Source organism: Desulfocicer vacuolatum DSM 3385 (assembly GCF_900176365.1).
Classification (GTDB): domain Bacteria; phylum Desulfobacterota; class Desulfobacteria; order Desulfobacterales; family Desulfobacteraceae; genus Desulfocicer; species Desulfocicer vacuolatum.
In genome coordinates this window covers 147,913-167,893 of record NZ_FWXY01000003.1, presented here as the reverse complement: position 1 = coordinate 167,893, position 19,981 = coordinate 147,913, and the positions used below count along the sequence as shown (strand labels likewise).

Here is a 19,981-nt window from a genome sequence, read left to right as displayed (position 1 = left end):
CCGTTATGGCCATGACAAAGGATGATCAGTTTTGTGGGTTAAATGTCATAATAGAGAAAAAATTCATGGGGGTGGGGCCGGCTGTCCACCGGTGTCACTTCATTTGTCCGTTTATAAGCGATCCATTTTTCAATGACATCCCTGGTGAACACGTCGCCCTTGAGCAGAAATTCATGATCCGCTTCCAGGGCATCCAGGGCCTCTGCCAGGGAGGCCGGAGCCGATGCCATTTCTGCCAGCTCTTCCGGGGGCAGATCATAGATGTTTTTATCCATGGGGTCCCCGGGATCAATTTTGTTTTGAATGCCGTCCAGCATGGCCATGGTCATGGCAGAAAAGGCAAGGTAGCCGTTGCAGGAGGGGTCCGGGGTTCTGAATTCAATGCGTTTGGCAGCAGGGGCGCTGGAGTACATGGGGATTCTGATGGAGGCACTGCGGTTCCGGCTGGAGTAGGCCAGATTAATGGGGGCTTCAAAACCCGGCACCAGCCTTTTATAAGAGTTGGTGGTGGGATTGGTGATGGCACAAAGGGCCTTGCAATGCTTGATGATGCCGCCAATGGCCCACAACGCTTCCTGGGAAATTCCGGCGTATTTGTTTCCGGCAAAGGTGGGCTTTCCATCCTTCCAGATGCTCAGATGTGTGTGCATGCCGGTTCCATTGTCTTCGTAAAGGGGTTTTGGCATGAAGGTCACGGTGTGATCGTATTTTGCAGCAACGTTTTTCAATACATATTTAAACCAGGCAAGGGTGTCTCCCATGTGAAGCAGGGTGCTGTATCTCAGATCAATTTCCGCCTGTCCCCCTGTGGCCACTTCATGGTGCTGGCACTCTATTTCTATGCCCATATCTTCCAGGGCAAGCATCATCTCTGTTCTCATATCCTGGTATTTATCCGCAGGGGGCAGGGGAAAATATCCCTGTTTATGTCGAATTTTATACCCGGTATTGGGAATCTCCTCCCGGCTTGAGTTCCATATGCCTTCATCGGAATCAATTTCATAAAAGGCGGCATTGTTTTCCGAGGCAAACCGGATGTTGTTAAAAATAAAAAACTCCGGCTCCGGCCCCACAAAAATGGTGTCGCCAATGCCTGTGCTTTTAATATATTGCTCGGTTTTCCGGGCAATGTAACGGGGGTCCCGGCTGTAGGGTTCTCCGGTGATGGGGTCTTTAATGTCCCCTATGAGCACCAGGGTGGGCTCTTCAAAAAAAGGATCCATCCTGCCTGTGCCGGGGTCCGGTACCACCACCATATCACTGTTGTCTATTTCCCGCCATGCCCGCATGCTGGAGCCGTCAAATCCAAATCCATCCTCAAAGCAGGTTTCGGTTATTTCGCATGCCGGTACCGTGAAATGCTGCCAGGTGCCTGGTAAATCCATGTAGCGGATATCAATGACCCTGATTTTTTCGGCTTTGATTTTTGAAATGATTTGTTCTGGTGTCATTTTCTATTTCCTTAAAATAAGCGGATTGATCACAACATTGGTTTTTATCAAGTGGATACTTACAGTGCTTGACTGCCCCTTTCCCCTGTTCTTACCCGGATGACCTCATCAACGGGAAGTACAAATATTTTGCCGTCACCGATTTTACCTGTGTTGGCGGCCTTGCATATGCTGTCAATTACCTCTTCCACCCGTTCTTTATCAACCAGGATTTCAATTTTAATTTTGGGTACAAAATCAACCACATATTCAGCCCCCCGGTAAATCTCTTTGTGGCCTTTCTGGCGGCCATAGCCTTTTACTTCGGAGATGGTCATCCCATGGATACCGATTTCGTTCAAGGACTCTTTTACATCATCCAGTTTAAAAGGTTTGATAATGGCTTCTATTTTTTTCATTGGTGTCTCCTTTTCTTTTATATGAAATACTCCGCAAATCAGAGGCGTATTTCTACCTTTGTTGTGGGCAGCACCGGATCAAAATACGGTCCGCCCATGGCGGTTATATGAAACGGCAGCCTCCAAGACAACCTCAGCAGAGCCGCCGCCCCGATGGGCAATAGGAATCGGACAATTGGGCCGTCTATGATCCCGGGTCAGTCCATTGCCCGTCGGGGGGGCACCCGCTCAGTTGCGTTATTTTTTCGGCGGGATTTCGATGTCCGGTCAAACCGTCTCCTTTTCCGGGATAAGTTCCGGCAGCGCGTCAAGAATGGCCTGCTTTACAGATTCAATGCCATGGGGATCTATGAGTTTTTCGCCATGAAGGGTTTTAACATAAAAAACATCCACCACCTGATCCACTTTGGTGGCTGCCATGGCAATTCTCACATCCAGACCTTGGAGGAACAGGGTGTGGGTGATGGCAAAAAGAAGGCCGGGAAAATCATAGGTGAAAACTTCAATAATGGTGAAAAAGCTGGAGGTTTCATTGTCAATTTTCACACGATTGGGGATGGGGGCCTGGCCCGATGACAGCGTCAGTGTTCCAGGCAGTTTCTTTTTTAATCGATTCAAGAAACAATCATCTGCAATGGCAAGATGAAGATCCTTTTCTGCTTTTTCCCATTTTTCTGTTTCAAAGAGGCGGTCCCTGGGGGGCATAACTTTAAAAATATCAAGGGCTGTGTTGTTTCCCCAGGCATATGCCTGGGAGCCCACAATGTTTAACCCATTAAGGAAGAACACACCGGCAAGTTTAAAGAAAAACCCCGGGGTATCTTTTCCACAGATGGCAATGGTTCGTATGTCGGCATCTTCTGTCTTTTTAACTTTCCACAAAAATGCATTATCACCGAGTTTTTTATGCAGGTCAAGGTGTTCAATGATTTCTTCCGGGGGAACGTAAAGCAGATAGCGATGGGCCATGGAGCTCAGTTCCCGGGCCAGGCTCTCTTTATCCCATGATGCTTTTTTCAGGGCCATCACATCGGCTTTTTTCCTTTGGATGATTCTTGCGGCCCTCCGGGAGGCAAGTTCCCCTTTTTTTAAAATTCCCATTGTTTTTAAAAAAAGCTCTTTTAAGAGGTTCTCTGTCCACTCATTCCAGGCCTTGGGCCCGGTGGCCCGGGAATCGGCAACGGTGAGAAGGTAAAGCATTCTCAATCGTCCCACCTGGTTTATTTTATTGGCGCATAAAATAACGGTTTCTTCATCACTGATATCCCGACGGGTGGCGACTTTGATGAGAAACAGATGGTGTTCAATGAGAAAGCAGATCTCTTCGGTGTCTGTGGGGGAGTATCCAAATCGTTGGAGAATCTTTTCGGTGATTTCTGAGCCCTTGCGGGAGTGTTCACAGTTAGGCTCACCTTTGCCGATGTCATGGAGAAGGGCTGCCATCAAAAGATTTCGTCGATTCCGAACCTCTTTATAGATGCTGTTGTAAAAAACAGTTCTGGGGTCATTTTTTTTTGTTTTTTTCAGGCTGTTGATTTCCTGCACGCATCGGATGGAGTGTTTATCCACGGGAAAAAGATGGTATTGATTGTATTGGATTTTGTGCACAAGCCTTGAAAATTCAGGGATGATTTTAACCAGAAGTCCCGTGGCCAGCATCACATTGAGAACATTGAATTCCCAAAAGGAGGTGGCCAGGGTTTTTTCAAAATCTTTGACATGGGCGGGGTCTTTGCAGAACGCATCATCCACCAGGTGGACAAATTCTCCTACGATTCTTCTGGATTCAATGGAAAGAGGGGTCCTGGATCGACCGCTTTCCACAAAAATTTTTAACAAAAGGGAGGGGTTTTGGGGAATTTTTTTCATGGAGGAAAATTCCAGGCGTCGCCGCTGGATCTGGATGCCCGGAGTGGGGGTGGGTTTGGCTGGAAAGGAGAATCGTTTCCCCCGTTTATCCAGCAAAATGGTTTCTGTCACCCGTTGATTGGTTTGTTTGAGAAAATCCATTTTTGCATGGAGTTTACCCATGAAACTCTCCACGCCCTGGTGACGGTGCCTGCTTTTAAATCCCAATAGTTTTGCCACTTCCACCTGGTGTTCAAAATGGAGTTGATCACATTTTCTTCCGGTGATGTAGTGGAGTCTGTTTCTGATGCTCCAGATAAATGTCAAAGCTTCTTCAAGGGCTTCGTACTCTTCATGGGATAAGAAACCGTTGCGTTCCAGGTCCCTTCTACAGCGTATGTTTTCCTTTATACGGGCATACCACAGCAGGGTGTGGTAGTCCCGTAACCCGCCATGACCGGATTTTAAATTGGGTTCAATAAGATAGGTGGAGTCTCCAAAATCCCGGTGGCGCTTGCGGCCGTTTTCCACCAGGCGGGTCAGGCTTTTTTCCTGGTGCTGGGATGAAAGTGTTCTTCTGAACTGTTCCCGCAGCATAAAAAAAATGGGAGAGGCGCCGCAGATAAACCGGGCATCTAACATGGTGGTGAGGATATCAAACTGTTGCCAGGCCATATCCAGGCAATCTTTAACGGTTCTGACAGCATACCCGGTTTCCAGATGAATATCCCACAGGGGGTACAACAAGTCCTTGATTAATTGTTCTGTTTCACGGGGAATATTATTTTCAAATAAGAGCAGCAGATCCACATCGGAATGAACGCATTGTTCCTGGCGCCCATACCCCCCCAATGCCACCAGGGCCACGGGATTTCCCTGGAAAGTCATGTCCGCTGCCGCATTGCTTTTTCCCAGGGCAGACTGGAAATATTCGTCCAGAATCACGGCAAAGGATTCCAGAAATCGGGGTTCTTTGTTCCTTAGAAAATTTTTAATCAATTGATCCCTTTTTTGGATCAATATGCCAGCGTCGGTCTCATTTTTCATGGCATCCACTGTGGTATTGGGTTCTGATTAAGGGATTTGAATTTCATTTTATTCCTCCCCGGGCTTGCAATTAATACTGCAAAGAAGATGCCACAGAATTTTGCGTTGATGATGTAGAACTTCAGGTGCACCCATACATAGCCAAATCTTATTTGATTTTCAAAATTGTAATAAACCAGGGAGCCTATATTACAATTTTGTTATATGGCAGGCATGCCGATATAACGGCCATGCGTTGTTGCGGGCGGGAGCAAGGTTAAAATAAAGTTTGCCCGTGGCCGTTGCGTTGCGCCTGTCCACGACATCCATTAACGTTTTCCTTTGGGTTCATCCTCCATGGAAATCCCACAAAATTTAAGGATGGATTTCCTGGGATGATAGGTGTGATGCCACGGGAATGGCTGATGACGTCCATGTTTATATTGTCTGGGGGGATGGCAATGACATTTTTACAACGGTTGGCAGCGGTGGACGGCCGGATTATGATTTTGAATCATTTTCCAATTTTTCCGGATCTTTCTCCTCGGTTTCAACTTCTTTTGTGGCTTTTTTAAAATTTTTAATGCCCTTTCCAATGCCTGACCCGATTTCAGGTAATTTTCCTGCACCAAAAATAATTAAAATAATTACAAGGATAATTATCAGCTCCGGCATGCCAATTCCACCAATCATAACGAACTCCTGTGTCTGGGTTTAGCAAAGGGGTCCCCACGGGGGTACCCAAGGGTAAACATAGCTGCCATGGGCAGACCTTATTTTTATCTGGGTCTGATCATAACAAAGATAGAAATGCTCCCCGGATTTGCGGGGACTTTTTACAACTGCCCCTGTAGATCTCATGGCGTTGATCAGCCCGGTCAGCAGGTAACTCCAAGTGGTCGAAGTTAGAAGCAATTTTAAAAATTCTATAGCATCCGGTGTATTTTGTGTCAATGTTTAAACTTATCGTAAATATATCAGCCGATATCCCATTTACATTTCTTTTGACAGGCTCATTTAACATCCCCAGGTTACCCAGGGCAGCTAAGCCAATATGGCATGGGTCAACCATTTGTATTGCAATGCCTGATCTTTATAACTTTCCGGGTCGGCAATAAAGTTCTTGAGAAGCGCCTTAATATGCTTTATCCTGTTCCGATAAATGAAACACTGTTTTTATGATAAAATAAAAGGAGCCCCAATGACGCCCAAAAGAGAAAAGAACCTTCAATTTTCCGGTGCCAACCGATATGTGCTGGACCCGGAACTTGCCGGTATTGTTAATATATCCATGACCCTGGAGATGCCCCTGTTGCTCAAGGGCGAGCCTGGAACCGGTAAAACCATGCTGGCCCATGCCATTGCGGAAAACCTGGGGATGCCCCTCATGGTTTTGAATGTGAAATCAAGCATGAAGCTCATTGAAGCGCTTTACCAATATGATACCCTCACCCGCCTCAATGACAGCCGGTTCGGGGACTCTAAGCGGGATGTCAGTGACATTGATGCCTATATTAAAATGGGAAAGATCGGCCAGGCATTCACAGCAGATACCCGAACGGTGCTGCTCATTGATGAAATTGACAAGGCAGACACTGATTTTCAAGATGACATGCTGGACGTACTGGATCAGATGCAGTTTGATATTATTGAGACCGATCAAACTGTGAAGGCCCGTCATCGTCCGGTGATAATCATCACCTCCAATGCCAAGAAAGATTTATCTGATCCGTTCCTGGGGCGGTGTAATTTTCATCACATTGCCTTTCCTGATCCCAAAATGATGAGAAAAATTATTTCTGTCCATTTCCCGGATATTGACAACAGTCTGGCACAGCATGCCATTGACTCTTTTTACACCTTAAGGGAGGTGGAAGGCGTTGAGAAAAAACCGGCCACCCGGGAATTAATCAACTGGATTCGGGCTTTGAACGCTGATAAGGATTTCAGAGCAAAGGATTTAGTCAAAGGAGCTGTGCCGTTTCTTGGGGTATTGTTTAAAAAGAGTCCGGACTATGAAAAGGTGCAGACGCTCTCCCCCCGACGTCGTTTTTTTTAATTGGAAATTTTTCCAACACCGGACTTATGAATTCGTATAACCGCCACGGGCAGATCGTATTCTGATCCGGCTCTGCCCACAACAAAGCTTGAAATACACCCCCGGTTTGTGGCGTATTTCATATAACTGCCATGGGCAGACCTTATTCTGAACTCAGTCTGGCCACAACGAAGATTGAAATACATCCCTGATTTGCGGAGTATTTCATATAAAAAAAAACTTCTGAAATGCTACCCCCGACGTTTGCCTGGCCTGTGCAGGAAGATCGGGGGCTCAAATAGTCAGGGATGCAACCACTATGTTTATTCCTTTTTTTTATAAGTTAAAAGAGGTGGGAATACCTGTTACCCCCACGTCATTTCTCACCCTCCAGCGGGCACTTAACCATGGGCTTGTGAACTCCCTGGATGATTTTTATACCTGCGCCCGGGCCATTCTTGTTAAAAGTGAGCGCTATTTTGATCTCTATGACCAGGTGTTTGCTTTTTATTTTGAAGGGGTGCCTTTACCTGATAACCAGGGATTTGAGGTCGATGCCCTGGCCCGCTCCATGCTGGATGAATGGTTAAAAGATCCCAAACAGCTCAGTGACGCCCTGGGCATTGATCCTGACAAGTTGAAACATTTGACCCCGGATGAACTCATTGAGTATTTTAAGGAGCGTTTACAGGATCAGAAGGGGCGGCATGAAGGGGGGAATAAGTGGATCGGTACCGGTGGCACCTCCCCGGTGGGGCATTCCGGATATCATCCCGAAGGCATGCGGGTGGAAGGGGAATCCCGGAATAAATCAGCTTTAAAGGTGGCGGCGGAAAGGCGCTACAAGGATTATTCCGGGCGGGGCCCCCTGACCCAGGCCATGATGGGGGAGGCATTGAAGCGGCTGCGCAACCTTGTTCCCACGGGCCCCAGGGATCAGGTGAATGTGGATGAAACCATTTACCAGACCATGAAAAACGGGGGGGAAATTGAACTGGTTTTTGATCGTTCCCTGAGGGACAGGCTCAAGGTGATGCTGGCCATTGACAATGGGGGATGGTCCATGGATCCCCATATCCCTGTGGTTCAGACCCTTTTTGATTATGCACGATCCCAGTTCAAAGAGGTGAAAACCTGTTTTTTCCACAACACCATCTACGACTGTGTGTGGGAAGATCCGGCCCGTTATCGAAAGCCCCGGCTCATTGATGAGTTCGTGAAGATGGACCCGGAGACCCGGTTTATTGTGGTGGGGGATGCCAGCATGGCTCCCTATGAACTCATGGCCCGGGACGGCTCCATCCATATCCATGAACGCAGTGGAAAGCCCAGCATTGAACGCTTGAAATTCATTGCCGATACCTTTCCCCATGCCGTGTGGCTCAACCCGGTGCCCCGGCAGATGTGGGGGTATACCCATTCTCTTATGACCATTGCATCCATTTTCCCCATGTTCGAACTTTCCCTGGACGGCCTTGAAAAAGCTGTGGCCCACATGATGGCTTGATGTATCAAGGCTTTTGTTTTTCGGCCCGGAACCGTAGACGGCCCAACAGGTCAGCCTCCCTTGTCCGTCGGGGGCTCTGCTGATAATTATGCGCGGAGTTCATGAATGTTGTATAGATTTAAAGTATTGGTCCAGATGGTTTCAGCAAGTTCATGGGGGTCATTATTCCGGATGGCTGCAATTTTATTGAGCACCGCCGCCACAAAGGCAGGTTCGTTTCTGCGGATTTTGTTTTTCATGGGGGCCGGTGTGAGGTAGGGAGCATCGGTTTCAATGAGCAGTCTGTCCTGGGGAATGTGGGGGACAAGTTCTCTTAAATATCGGCCCCGTTTCTGGATGGTTACAATGCCGGTGATGCCAATGTGGTAACCCAGGTCAAGGTATTTAAACATCTCTTCCCGGGTACCGCTGAAGCAGTGGATCACCCCCTGTCGTTTTTTATTGTCCATGGCTGTGAGAATTTCAAGCAGCCTGCCCCGGGAATCCCGCTCGTGGAAAATCATGGGAAGACCGGCTTCATCTGCTGCTTCAATCTGGCGGATGAACCATTTTTCCTGGAGATCCACCGGGGAGTGCATTCGGTTAAAGTCAAGGCCTGTTTCTCCCCAGGCTTTTACCTTTTTATGACAGGCAAGGGTCTTTAATGATGACATCACCGCCTCGGAGCAGGTGTTTGCATCATGGGGATGCACCCCCACCGAGGTAAACAGGTTTGCATGTGTTTCCACAAGTTTAATGGCTTTTTGAACTGTTTCAAGGTTTATTCCCACCACCATGACAGCTTTGACGCCTGACGCGTCTGCCCGTTCCATGATCTGGTTAAAATCTTGGTTAAAACTGATGTCATCAATGTGGGCATGGCTGTCAAATAAACGCATTTTTTCTCCTGTTTTATGCTGTTTCGGGCATGGCTCTGGCAAAATTTTATCATCATTGTAAAATTCAAAGGACACAGACTGTACAAAAGAATTATTATGGGATCAAGGAAAAAATCAGGAGGGCATCCCATAATATTGTGGGCTTTGATCACAATATTATGGGAAGTGGGACATCTGTATTTCCAGAATGCCAGTTGCAGAAAAAAGGCAGGAAGGGGGGATACCCAATTTCTGCAACCGGTTGGATATTTAGGCGTTTACTACACAGGATTGTTGTCAGCTTTTTTTTTATGAAAAAAGCGCCAAATTAAGGTGTTACACAGAATTAAGAATGTAGGGGAAGCATTTATGTCCTCCTATGTGCTTGATTTTAAACGTTACTTTTGTCCGGTAAGGTATGGCCGTTGTCCGGGCATGTTCTTTATCTGTTAAAGTTTTTTTATTCACTGGCAGGGGTCGGTGCGAATAGGCCGAAACAAGTTTTTTTCTGTGGGCAGCGTTGTCGCATTTTTTTAGGACCATGGAACCCCTGTTTTCCCGGGAACATTCCCATGCCTCGGAAAAACTTGTGAATACGAAGATCTGGTGCAATTTCTTTGGCTTTAAGAGCCAAATCAATGCCCTTTTCCATGACCGTTTTTTGTGCGTCTGCAAGTTCACTGGTCAGAGTTATCAGTTTATCACGATTTGGTGTACTGGTTTCCATGAGAATACGAATTTCTTCATGTTTTGATATCATGGATGCTCTCTGGGTGGCTGTTTCATCCACAAATTTCTGATGCAGGGCCTTGAGTTGTTCCTGCTGTTCCTGGGTAAGGGCTGCCCAATTTTGTCCGATCCCTTTCATGTATCGGGGACAGTTGTCATTTCCTTTGTGCTTTCGATCTCCGTAGTTTCCGGCAAAGACAGGTGGCGTTATAGTCATAAGGGTGAAAATAATTGCCGTGATCACGAATGTCTGTTTTTTCATGGTGCCTCCTTGGCATTGAAGTGTTGTCTTCTCAAAAAATGATAAGTTAAAAAATAAAACATGGCCTTATTACATCGTCTCCAAGATTTTTTTTTACTGTTCAGGGAGAGATACTGAAGGTGAAGATTCTCCTTGGGCAGTTAAATTTATTTGAGCGATGTCAAAAAATAAATTTGTTTCTGATGAATTTAAATAGCAAATGATGTGCCAGATTGTATTGCTATTTTTAACAATTTGAAAAACATTGTTATTTTTAATGTTTGGTCTTAAATGTTGCTATGGGTTGGGAAAATGGATGTGGGTATTTAGTATCCAGGGTGTGTATCCAGGTGGGTATAAAATATCCAGAATCTATTGCTTAAAAAAGCAGGCGATACTAAGGGGGTGGGCATGGAGGGTAGCGTATCAGATGTTTTTCAATTTAGGTGCTTGTTCCAGGCATGAGTGTGTCATTCAATGGTATTCAGATGCCCGGTGACGGTTTTTTTGTTTTGATAATATTTTCATCCATCACAGGTATTTATTTTGCATTTAACTGAATAACTTAACTTTTGGTGTTCGTTGAATTATGGGTCTATTTTGGTGATAGGGCATTTCCCCTGTAAAATAGTGTCAAATTTTGATTTTAAAGTGACTGGGCTTGAATGGACCGAAAGATGCAACCGCCGGGGTGTTAAGCAAAATATCGACAGGAAGCTTAACCATGTAAAAGACGATTTCTGGTAAGAAAATATGACTAAATTTAAAATGTTTAAACGGGAATTGCCTGGGCTTTCTCCTTTGCTCATCATGGGGATTTTTGCCATTCTTGTTCCCATTTTTGTGTTGATGACCATTGATAATATCCGGGAACAGCAAGGTAGAATAAAGGAAAAACTAACAGGTAAGGGGCTTTTGCTCATTCGTTCCTTTGAAGCGGGAACCCGCACCGGGATGATCACCACCCGATGGGGGGGGGGACGGGTCCAGCGACTGCTTGCGGAAACTGCGGAACAGCCTGAAATTGAATATATGATGATCACCGATCCCGGGGGGAAAATTCTTGCCCACAGTGATGAGACAAAGGTGGGGAAAGTATATGAAAAAATGCCGGATATGACTTTTAATAAAGGTAAAGCCCCCCTTTTCCACCGGGAATTCACCTCAAAAAAGGGTATTCATATTTTTGAGGTATACAAAGAGTTCACGCCGGTACGACGAAGGGGAAAGCTCAAAAGGCTTCCAGGATCTCCTTCCGGATGTGTGCTTGATGAAAATAATGTCCGCCATTGTCCCCCTCCGGAGTATTTTGATGAAAAATGGGAGGATGCACCTCCCGTGCAGGGAAAAATAGATTGGTTTCGTTCCCATTTTTCCCCCTTGGAAGATGGAAGAAAAACACGGCATCACCAGGTGATTTTTGCGGCCATTAATATGAAGGAAATTGATCAAATCAGGCACAAGGCTGTGAATCATGCCATATTCATGGGCATTCTTTTTTTTGCCCTGGGTGGTGTGGGCGTGGTTTGTGTGGTGGCTTTGCAGGGATATCGATCTGCCAGAACCTCTTTGTCCCAGATGAAGGCTTTTTCCGATGAGGTCATTGCCAATATGCCAGCGGGCTTGATCACCGTGGATAAAAATATGGAAATCACCTCCAGCAACGATGCTGCCCTGGAAATACTTGGACACTTGAGTCAGAGGGCGATTGCGTTACCCCCGGAAATGGCAGAACTTGTAAAAGTTTCCAGGGAGATGCCCCGGAAGATAGCCGGGGAGATTTCCTGTAAGGTGCACGGGGATCGCAGCCTGCTCTTGGATGTGACGGCTTCATCTATTTTCAGTGAGGGCAGGGTGCTTTCAGGGTATTTATTTCTTTTCCATGATTTAACGGAATTAACTGCCATGAAAAAGGAGGTGGATCGGAATCGGCATCTTGCTGCTGTGGGGAAACTGGCCGCCGGTGTGGCCCATGAAATAAGAAATCCGTTAAGCTCCATCAAAGGATTTGCCACCTGGTTCTTTGAACGTTATGAAAAAATTCCCCAGGACAGAGAGGTGGCAGGCATAATGATCCAGGAAGTGGAACGACTGAACCGGGCTGTTACCCAGCTTCTGGAGTTTGCCAGGCCTGTGCCGGTGGTTAAAAAACGAGTGAACATAAAGGAACTCATTGATCACTCCCTTCGCTTGATTGCGCCTGATCTGCAAAATAAGCAGATTGCGGTGGAAACGTTTTTTAGAGCCGACACCGTGTCGGTTAACACCGATCCTGACCGGGTGAATCAGGTTTTACTTAATCTTTATTTAAATGCTTTACAGGCCATGGATGCCGGAGGAACGCTGTCCGTTACGATGACCCACGCCCCCGGGGAGGGAATTATTATTGTGGTGGCAGACACAGGGCGCGGGATTTTGGAAAATGATCTGGATAAGATATTTGACCCTTACTTTACCACCCGATCCAATGGGACTGGCCTGGGGCTTGCCATGGTTCATCGTGCAATGGAAGCGTTGGGCGGGGATATTAGGGTGGAGAGTTCACCCGGGGGAACACAATTTTTTATCAAGCTGGCAGATGATTTCCAGGGTGCAAAAAAGTGTTGATCACCATCACTATTATGCATTCAAAACAATGGCGGGAATATGGTTGTGCTGAAAATAAAAATGGCAGGTGGGTGGTATGAAAGAAAGAAAAAGGGTGCTGGTTGTGGATGATGATGCCGGGCATCGAAGTATGTTGAAAACACTCCTCAGTGGATGGGGGTATGAAATTGTTCTGGCTGATGATGGTATGGTGGGGGTGGAAAAGGTTCAAGAGGGTGGTTTTGATATTGTTTTGATGGATATGCGCATGGTGAAAATGTCCGGCATGGAAGCCCTGGAGGCCATTCATCAATACAATCCTTCGTTGCCGGTGGTGATCATGACAGCTTACTCCTCTGTGGAAACCGCTGTGGATGCCCTTAAAAAGGGGGCCTGTGATTATCTTACCAAACCCCTGGATTTTGAAAAATTAAAATTAACCATGGCCAGAATACTGGAGAGTATTTATCTGAAACAGGAGAATGAAACCCTGAAACAACGACTGGGAAAAGGGTTTAACCGGGAACGCATCATTGGTCGCAGTTCTGCCATGACCGCCCTTTTGGACACCGTTGAGATGGTGGCAGCTTCCGATGCCAATATTCTCATCACAGGGGCTTCCGGCACGGGCAAGGAACTCATTGCCGGGGCCGTTCATTACAACAGTCCCCGAAAGGCGGCCCCCTTTGTGCGCATCAATTGCGCTGCCATCACCGAAACCCTTCTGGAATCAGAACTGTTCGGTCATGAGCGCGGGGCTTTCACCGGAGCGGAGCGCCAACGAAAGGGGCGCTTCCGGGAGGCCCACGGCGGCAGTATTCTTTTGGATGAGATTGGGGAGATGCCCCTTGCCATGCAGGCAAAACTGTTACGGGTGCTCCAGGAAAAGGAGGTCACCCCTGTGGGGGGGGATAAAAATATAAAGGTGGATGTGCGGGTTATTGCCTCCACCAACAGATCCCTTGGAGAGATGGTGGCCGGAGGAACCTTTCGTGAAGATCTTTTTTTTCGACTCAATGTGGTACGTCTGTCCATTCCAGTCCTGGCTGATCGGCGGGAGGATGTGCCGGAGCTGGCCCAGTATTTTTTAAAATCATTTGCCGAAAAAAATCATAGGGAAATCAAGGGGTTTGCCCCGGAGGCCATGGATGCCATGATTCGGTATTCCTGGCCCGGGAACGTAAGAGAACTCATGAATTGTGTGGAGCGATGTGTGGTATTGGCCAGATCCCAGTATATCACCCATGGGGATCTTCCCTTTGTTTCGGCAGGGCAGGAAAAAGAGGAATATCCCGGGCCGCTGAATCATTTGTCTGTGGGAGATATTCCCCTGGTTGAAGTGGAGCAAAAGGCAGTGCTTCAAACCCTGTCGTCGGCGGGTGGGAACCGCAGCGAAGCGGCCCGAAGACTGGGTATCACCCGGAAAACTCTGTTGAAAAAATTGAAACAATATGGCAAGGCGTAGCCTTAGAAACGATTTGTGTTTAAACCGATAGCGGTGGGCCCGGGATTCCCGTTGGTTGGTGTATATCTTTAAGATTTTACACAAATAATAATAAAATCAGTAAATATTGGCATGTTTCATTTTTCAGCTTACACTTTTCAGACAGATGTAGCCATTTTCCGGGAAAATTTGATGAAAAAGTGTAAACTTTTTTTGAAGCTGTATGAAAGATGCCTAAATATTCGGTTTGGTCTGTGAATGTTCGGTCAGTGCTCTATATTTGCTTTGTTAAGACTGCGTAGTGCAACGTCAAATCTTAATTTTAGGATTATTAATTCTCAAAGATCTCGTGGGGTAATAATCTTTGAACTTTATCGTCTCAAATCTTAGCCTTGACCATTCAGTAGCATACTTTTGCTATGTGAGCAGGCCCAAATGGGTGAAGATGGAGTGCCGGTCGAATATTTACCAAAATCAGGTATGATTGAGCAATGAACATTGAAAATATGGCTGCACACATTGACAGGTACTGTGTGCTCATCTAAAATATACTGACGTTACATGATACCGGCGTTGGACGTGTTGGGCATGGTAATGTAAATGTTTTACCACTGCACCTATTGGCTTGGTTGTTCCCGGCCGGGGCTTTTTTTAATGTAGCCTCTCAAACTCAGTGAAGACGGGAGGTTGCCCGAATATTGATGGGGTGAATGCATTTTTCAGGTGGCAATGTATGGAGATTGATAACAAAGGGGGAACCATGGAACCCATGGAGAATAAAAGGGCTGTTGAACGGTTTGATCTTGAGATTCCGGTTCAGTTGAAGTTTGTGGAGGGAGAAAGCCATTCCCAGGGTATCATGAGTCTTCGCAGTAAAGATATCTCTTCCACTGGTGCATTGTTGGAGTCGAATAGTGGTCTGGAAGTGGGGATGGTGATGGAATTAAACCTTGATATCCCTTTAGGATACCTGGGGCCTCCGGGCAGTCGTGCCCGGGTGTCTGTCCGGGGTAAGGTGGTGCGGTCAACGGAAAAAGGGGCCGCCTTTTCTTTCCAGGGAGAAGCTGATTTTAAGTACGGGGCAGATGAAAAAGCGGTGTCCCACAATGTTCATTTAACCCCCCGGGAACGGGAGATACTGGAAAAAATTGTCCAGGGAGCTTCCAACCGCGATATTGCCGATGGACTGTATATAAGCCCCCACACCGTAAAAACCCATCTGCACAATATTTTTCAAAAAATCAATGTCAGCGGCAGGCTGCAGGCAGCGCTGTGGGCAGCCAAGCATCTTGCAATGTAAGGTGGATAACTCAGTTTCCCCGGGGAGTGCCCACGGTACCTTCTTAAACCGGACAGCTTCTTAAAAAAGAGGGCGGCAGACCTCCCCCGTGTTTAATTTTCAAGCTTCCTGTTTTAATTCTTCGCAGCACTAAGGACCGCAAATTTTATAACTTGAACGAAATAGCTTGCCTTTTGGCCCATCTACTGCGTTGCATCAAAGGCCAAACAGGCCTGCTATTAAACCTTTAATGCGCCTTGTAGATGAACCAAAATTCTGCGCTATTTCTGCTCAAGTTATTTCATCTGCGGTCCTAAGGATGTGGATCATGGGCGTTGACTACCTTCTATCCGGCCAGATGGTTTTTGACATTTCCGTCAGCTTATATTTTTGAATTTTACCGCTGGCGGTCATGGGATAGCTCTCCACAAAGGAGACATACCGGGGAATTTTGTGCCGACTGATGTTTCCCCTGCAAAAATCCTTTACATCGCTTTCTTCCATGTCTGCATCTTGCTTGCGAATGATGAACGCTCCCACCTCTTCACCGTACTTTTCACTGGGCACTGCAGCCACCTGGATATCCTGGATACCTTCCATGCGGTAAAGAAATTCTTCAATCTCCTTGGGATAAATATTTTCTCCGCCCCGGATGATCATATCTTTATGACGCCCGGTGATGGATAGAAAGCCGTCGGGGTCCAATATCCCAAGATCTCCAGAGTGGAGCCATTGATCCTTGTCCACGGCTTCGGCAGTGGCTTGGGGGTTGTTGTAGTAGCCCTTCATGACGTTGTACCCCCGGCAGCAAACTTCTCCCTGGGTATTGGGGGGCAGGGTTTCACCGGTTTCCGGGTCAATTATTTTAACTTCAATGTGGGGCAGGGCCTGGCCCACGGTTTCCACCCGTTTCTGGAGTTCATCATGGATGCGGGTGTAGGTCATCACTGGGGACCCTTCGGTGAGGCCGTAGCAGATGGTGATCTCGGACATGTTCATTTTTTCAATGACCTGACGCATGATTTCCACCGGACAGTTGGAACCTGCCATGATACCGGTTCTGAGGGTTGAAAAATTAAATTTGGAAAACAGGGGGTGCTCCAGCAGGGCAATGAACATGGTGGGAACCCCATAAAGGGCGGTGCAGCCTTCCTGTTCCACCGATGCCATGACCAGCAGGGGATCAAATCCTTCCAGAATCACCATGGAGGTGCCATGGGTCACAGAGGCAAGAACCCCCAGCACACAACCAAAACAGTGGAACAGGGGCACAGGCAGGCACAGGCGGTCTTTTTCTGAAAAATTCTGGTTTTCTCCAATCCAGAATCCGTTGTTGCCGATGTTGTAATGGCTGAGCATGACCCCCTTGGGAAAGCCTGTGGTGCCGGATGTGTACTGCATGTTTACCACATCATGGGGGCTTAAGGAGGCTTGCCTTGCCTGGTATTCTTCATCCGATACCATGGTGTGCAGTCCCCGGATTTCCGGAATGGAGTACATGCCCCGGTGTTTTTCCTGGCCCAGAAAGCAGATTCTTTTCAGGTGGGGAAATGTTTTTGATGAAATGCTTCCCCGCTGCTGGGTTTTCAGTTCCGGTACCAGTTCATAAATGGTGTTGACATAATCGGTGTCCTGGAAGCCGTCAATGAGAAAGAGATTTTCCGTTTCAGACTGTTCAAGAAGATAGGAGAGTTCAGCCTTTTTATAATTGGTGTTCACCGTTAACAGGATGGCCCCTATTTTGGCTGTTGCAAATTGCAGGGTCACCCAATAGGGGATGTTGGTGGCCCATACGGCAACTTTTTCGCCTTTTTTAACCCCCAGCGCCATGAGGCCCTTTGCCATTTCATCCACCACATGGGCAAATTGCCGGTAGGTGAGTCGAAAGTCTCTGTCCACATAGACAATGGCTTCATTGTCCGGATATTTCTTGACAGTTTCATCAAGAATTTGACCCAGGGTGATCTCCCTTAAGCCTTTTTGCGTTTCCATTTTATTGTCTCCATGGTGATTTGTTGGCTTATTTGGGAATGTAGATAACCGCAAGAATTTCCGCTTTTTCATCCCCCACGCAGCTGACATAATGGGGTACCACGGAATTGTAATAAACGCTGTCACCTTTGTTCAGGCGGTAAATCTCTTTGCCGTAAATGATTTCAATACTTCCCTGCTGCACCACAATAAATTCTTCTCCTTCATGGGAGGAAAGTTTTTTTTCTTTGGCAGATTCCGGAAGAATTTCAACGAAAAAAGGTTCCATGTGACGGTCTGTCTTGCCTTTGCCCAGGGAATAGAATTTCAGGGCTGCGGGTTTGCCTTTGCCCCCAAGTACGCTGATCTCCGCCTCTCTGTCTGGACGTCGCACTATAAAAGGGTCTTTGCTGTCCTGGTCATCCAGAAAGGTTCCCAGACGGACCCCAAGGGCCCTGGCAATTTTCATCAGGGGACCCAGGGGGGGGTAAACATTGTCGGTGAGCATGGTGTTTAAAAATGGGGTGTCAAGGCCTGTGAGTTGGGAGAGTTTTTCCAGGTCTATGTCTCTTTTTTCCATGAAATAGGTGATGCGCTGGCTCACTTTTCCGGTTTGCATTGTGTCTCCTCTTGGGGGATTAATGGCCTGTTTAAAATAGATGAATCAGCTGCAATCTCATGGGTGGGCTTTCGATTAATCTCAATTTTCGGCCAATAGTTCTACCATTGACATAAAATTTGAGAAAATTGATTCTCGCTCTTATGAAATTTTACTTTGATCCTCTGATGTTTCAAACTTGCCTAAGTAAAAAAATTAAAAGTTTTTTTTATAATAAAAAACAAGTGTTTTGTCAAAAAAAATGATGGGATCGGTTGATCTTCGTGCCCGGGTATAAGATAATTAAATCATCAGCAACGATGATGATTTTTCCGGGGATTAAAAAAAGTGAAGGAATGTTAATATGTCAACAGAAAAGAAAATAGCGTGGGTGGTCATTGTGATTCTCCTGCACTGCCAGGTTCGTTGTGCATGGGCCATATCCATTTCCGAGGAAAGAAAGATGGCCAAGGAGTTCATGGAGGCCATATCCATGCAGAACAAGCTGGTTAAAGACCCCATGGCCGTGGCCCTTGTGTCCGAGGTGGGAAGACGCATTGTGGCGCAATTGCCCCCCCAGCCGTTTCCCTTTTCTTTTTACATCGTGGATAATGGTCAATTTAATGCCTTTGCCACCCCGGGGGGGAATATCTTTGTACACCGGGGGTTGATTACTTCCCTTGATAATGTGGATGAACTGGCCGGTATTCTTGGGCATGAATCAGCCCATGCGGCATGTCGCCATGTTTCCCAGATGATCGACCGCTCCAAGGTGGTGAACATGGGAACCCTTGCCGGGGTGCTTGCCGGGGTATTGGTGGGGGCCGCAGGGGGGGCTGATGCCGGACAGGCGGTGGCCATGGGGGCCATGGCCGTGGGGCAGACTTCCATGCTGGCCTACAGCCGTGAGAATGAAACCGAAGCAGATCAAAAGGGAATTTTACTTACCCAGGCCGCTTCCTTTGATCCCCGGGGATTGTTGACTGGGCTTGAAAAGATTCGTTCCCGGGACTGGTACGGTTCGGAAAAAATTCCCGGATATCTCAAGACCCATCCCGGTTCTGCAGACCGCATTGTTTATATCTCTTCGTGGCTGGATCAGCATGGGGACGAAACCGAGCCCGATAACGGCATTGATCCCTTTCGTTTTGATCTGGTAAAACACCGTCTTGCAGGTCTTTATGGGGCTGTGGATGAAACAGAGCAGGAATTTAATCACCTTTTGGAAAAAAATCCCAATGATCCTGCCGTACATTATGGTATGGGGGTTCTGCTCCCCCGGGTGTCCCGGTTGGATGAGGCCCTGGTTCATCTGCGTCGGGCGTTGTCCCAGAAGATATTTGACCCTTATATTCTTCTGGAAACGGGGCATGTCTATCTTTTGGCCGGGGATGGCAAAAAAGCATTTGATCTCATGGCAGGGCTTGAAAAAATACCGGCCATTGCCACCCAGGCCACTTATTACCAGGCCTGGGCACTGTGGATGATGGGGAAAGGGGACAAGGCAGAGCGGGGATTGTTAAAAACCATACAAACCGCCGGGGATGTTTTTCCAAAATCCTATTACTTCATGGCTGATGTGGCCAGGCAACGGCAGCAGACAGATCAGACCCATTACTATCTTGGGCGCTACTACTATGAAATAAGCGCATTTAAAAATGCTGTCTTTCATTTGAAAAAAAGCATTGCCTTGCTCCCCGACGGTGAAATGAAGACAGGGGCACGGGAAATGATCGGGCAGATGGAAAAACAAAAAAAGAAGAAAAGGGGGTGAGTGTTGACTCCTTCCATCTGTCTTGGGGACTTCTAAAAAATGTAAATATTCGGCTTGGTAATGTAAATGTTTGGGCCGTGCCCCATATTCACCTGCTTGGGACTGCGTAGCATACTATTGCTACGGGTGAGCAGGCCAAAACAGGTGAAAATGGGGCGCTGACCGAATATTAACTAAAAAATAGATGAATCGGCTGCAATTTCATGGGAGTTCATTGCCATTCCCTGATTTTTA

15 protein-coding genes are annotated in these 19,981 nt (G+C 47.0%); 6 read left to right on the top strand and 9 right to left on the bottom strand.

Going from position 1 to position 19,981, the window contains the following annotated elements:
* Positions 1–38: 38 nt before the first annotated feature.
* From glnA to tatA, 4 genes are all read right to left on the bottom strand, one after another.
* On the bottom strand, positions 39–1,451 hold the full coding sequence (glnA, locus tag B9A32_RS04090; protein ID WP_084067106.1) for a type I glutamate--ammonia ligase: 1,413 nt from the start codon (positions 1,449–1,451) through the stop codon (positions 39–41).
* Between the two features lie 59 nt (positions 1,452–1,510).
* Entirely contained in the window at positions 1,511–1,849 is a 339-nt protein-coding gene (locus B9A32_RS04085) for a P-II family nitrogen regulator (RefSeq protein WP_084067105.1), read from the bottom strand.
* A 267-nt stretch (positions 1,850–2,116) separates the two neighbouring features.
* Complete coding sequence (glnD, locus tag B9A32_RS04080) at positions 2,117–4,744, bottom strand: [protein-PII] uridylyltransferase (protein WP_084067104.1); 2,628 nt, start codon at positions 4,742–4,744, stop codon at positions 2,117–2,119.
* A 480-nt stretch (positions 4,745–5,224) separates the two neighbouring features.
* Positions 5,225–5,416, bottom strand: a complete 192-nt coding sequence (tatA, locus tag B9A32_RS04075) for a twin-arginine translocase TatA/TatE family subunit (protein ID WP_084067103.1) — start codon at positions 5,414–5,416, stop codon at positions 5,225–5,227.
* Between the two features lie 508 nt (positions 5,417–5,924).
* On the opposite strand from tatA, the gene B9A32_RS04065 reads away from it, so the two are divergent.
* Entirely contained in the window at positions 5,925–6,782 is an 858-nt protein-coding gene (locus B9A32_RS04065) for an AAA family ATPase (protein WP_084067101.1), read from the top strand.
* Here B9A32_RS04065 and B9A32_RS22280 read toward each other — a convergent pair.
* The gene (locus tag B9A32_RS22280) at positions 6,779–6,904 is read right to left on the bottom strand and encodes a hypothetical protein (RefSeq protein WP_269748994.1); all 126 of its coding nucleotides are present in this window, start codon (positions 6,902–6,904) and stop codon (positions 6,779–6,781) included. The two genes, B9A32_RS04065 and B9A32_RS22280, sit on opposite strands and share 4 nt — an antisense overlap.
* A gap of 176 nt (positions 6,905–7,080) precedes the next feature.
* Here B9A32_RS22280 and B9A32_RS04060 point away from each other — a divergent pair, with 176 nt between their 5' ends.
* A complete protein-coding gene (locus B9A32_RS04060) occupies positions 7,081–8,268 on the top strand; it encodes a vWA domain-containing protein (RefSeq protein WP_084067100.1) in 1,188 nt (395 codons plus the stop codon).
* An 86-nt stretch (positions 8,269–8,354) separates the two neighbouring features.
* On the opposite strand, the gene B9A32_RS04055 is transcribed toward B9A32_RS04060, so the two are convergent.
* Together B9A32_RS04055 and B9A32_RS04045 are read right to left on the bottom strand one after the other, a co-directional pair.
* On the bottom strand, positions 8,355–9,146 hold the full coding sequence (locus tag B9A32_RS04055) for a TatD family hydrolase (RefSeq protein WP_084067099.1): 792 nt from the start codon (positions 9,144–9,146) through the stop codon (positions 8,355–8,357).
* A 439-nt stretch (positions 9,147–9,585) separates the two neighbouring features.
* Positions 9,586–10,116 carry a Spy/CpxP family protein refolding chaperone gene (locus B9A32_RS04045; RefSeq protein WP_084067097.1) on the bottom strand — a complete coding sequence of 177 codons (531 nt, stop codon included), beginning with the start codon at positions 10,114–10,116 and terminating at the stop codon, positions 9,586–9,588.
* A gap of 732 nt (positions 10,117–10,848) precedes the next feature.
* Between B9A32_RS04045 and B9A32_RS04040 the strand changes: the two genes are divergently transcribed.
* From B9A32_RS04040 to B9A32_RS21540, 3 genes are all read left to right on the top strand, one after another.
* Positions 10,849–12,702 (top strand): ATP-binding protein, encoded by a 1,854-nt coding sequence (locus B9A32_RS04040; RefSeq protein WP_084067096.1) that lies wholly within the window; start codon positions 10,849–10,851, stop codon positions 12,700–12,702.
* Between the two features lie 76 nt (positions 12,703–12,778).
* Positions 12,779–14,146 carry a sigma-54-dependent transcriptional regulator gene (locus B9A32_RS04035; RefSeq protein WP_084067095.1) on the top strand — a complete coding sequence of 456 codons (1,368 nt, stop codon included), beginning with the start codon at positions 12,779–12,781 and terminating at the stop codon, positions 14,144–14,146.
* A 712-nt stretch (positions 14,147–14,858) separates the two neighbouring features.
* On the top strand, positions 14,859–15,425 hold the full coding sequence (locus B9A32_RS21540) for a LuxR C-terminal-related transcriptional regulator (protein ID WP_212637716.1): 567 nt from the start codon (positions 14,859–14,861) through the stop codon (positions 15,423–15,425).
* 318 nt (positions 15,426–15,743) lie between these two features.
* On the opposite strand, the gene B9A32_RS04025 is transcribed toward B9A32_RS21540, so the two are convergent.
* Complete coding sequence (locus tag B9A32_RS04025; RefSeq protein ID WP_084067094.1) at positions 15,744–17,396, bottom strand: AMP-binding protein; 1,653 nt, start codon at positions 17,394–17,396, stop codon at positions 15,744–15,746.
* A 28-nt stretch (positions 17,397–17,424) separates the two neighbouring features.
* Positions 17,425–17,994, bottom strand: a complete 570-nt coding sequence (locus B9A32_RS04020) for a cupin domain-containing protein (RefSeq protein WP_084067093.1) — start codon at positions 17,992–17,994, stop codon at positions 17,425–17,427.
* Between the two features lie 343 nt (positions 17,995–18,337).
* Between B9A32_RS04020 and B9A32_RS04015 the strand changes: the two genes are divergently transcribed.
* Positions 18,338–19,747 carry a M48 family metallopeptidase gene (locus tag B9A32_RS04015; protein WP_084067092.1) on the top strand — a complete coding sequence of 470 codons (1,410 nt, stop codon included), beginning with the start codon at positions 18,338–18,340 and terminating at the stop codon, positions 19,745–19,747.
* Positions 19,748–19,981 lie beyond the last annotated feature (234 nt).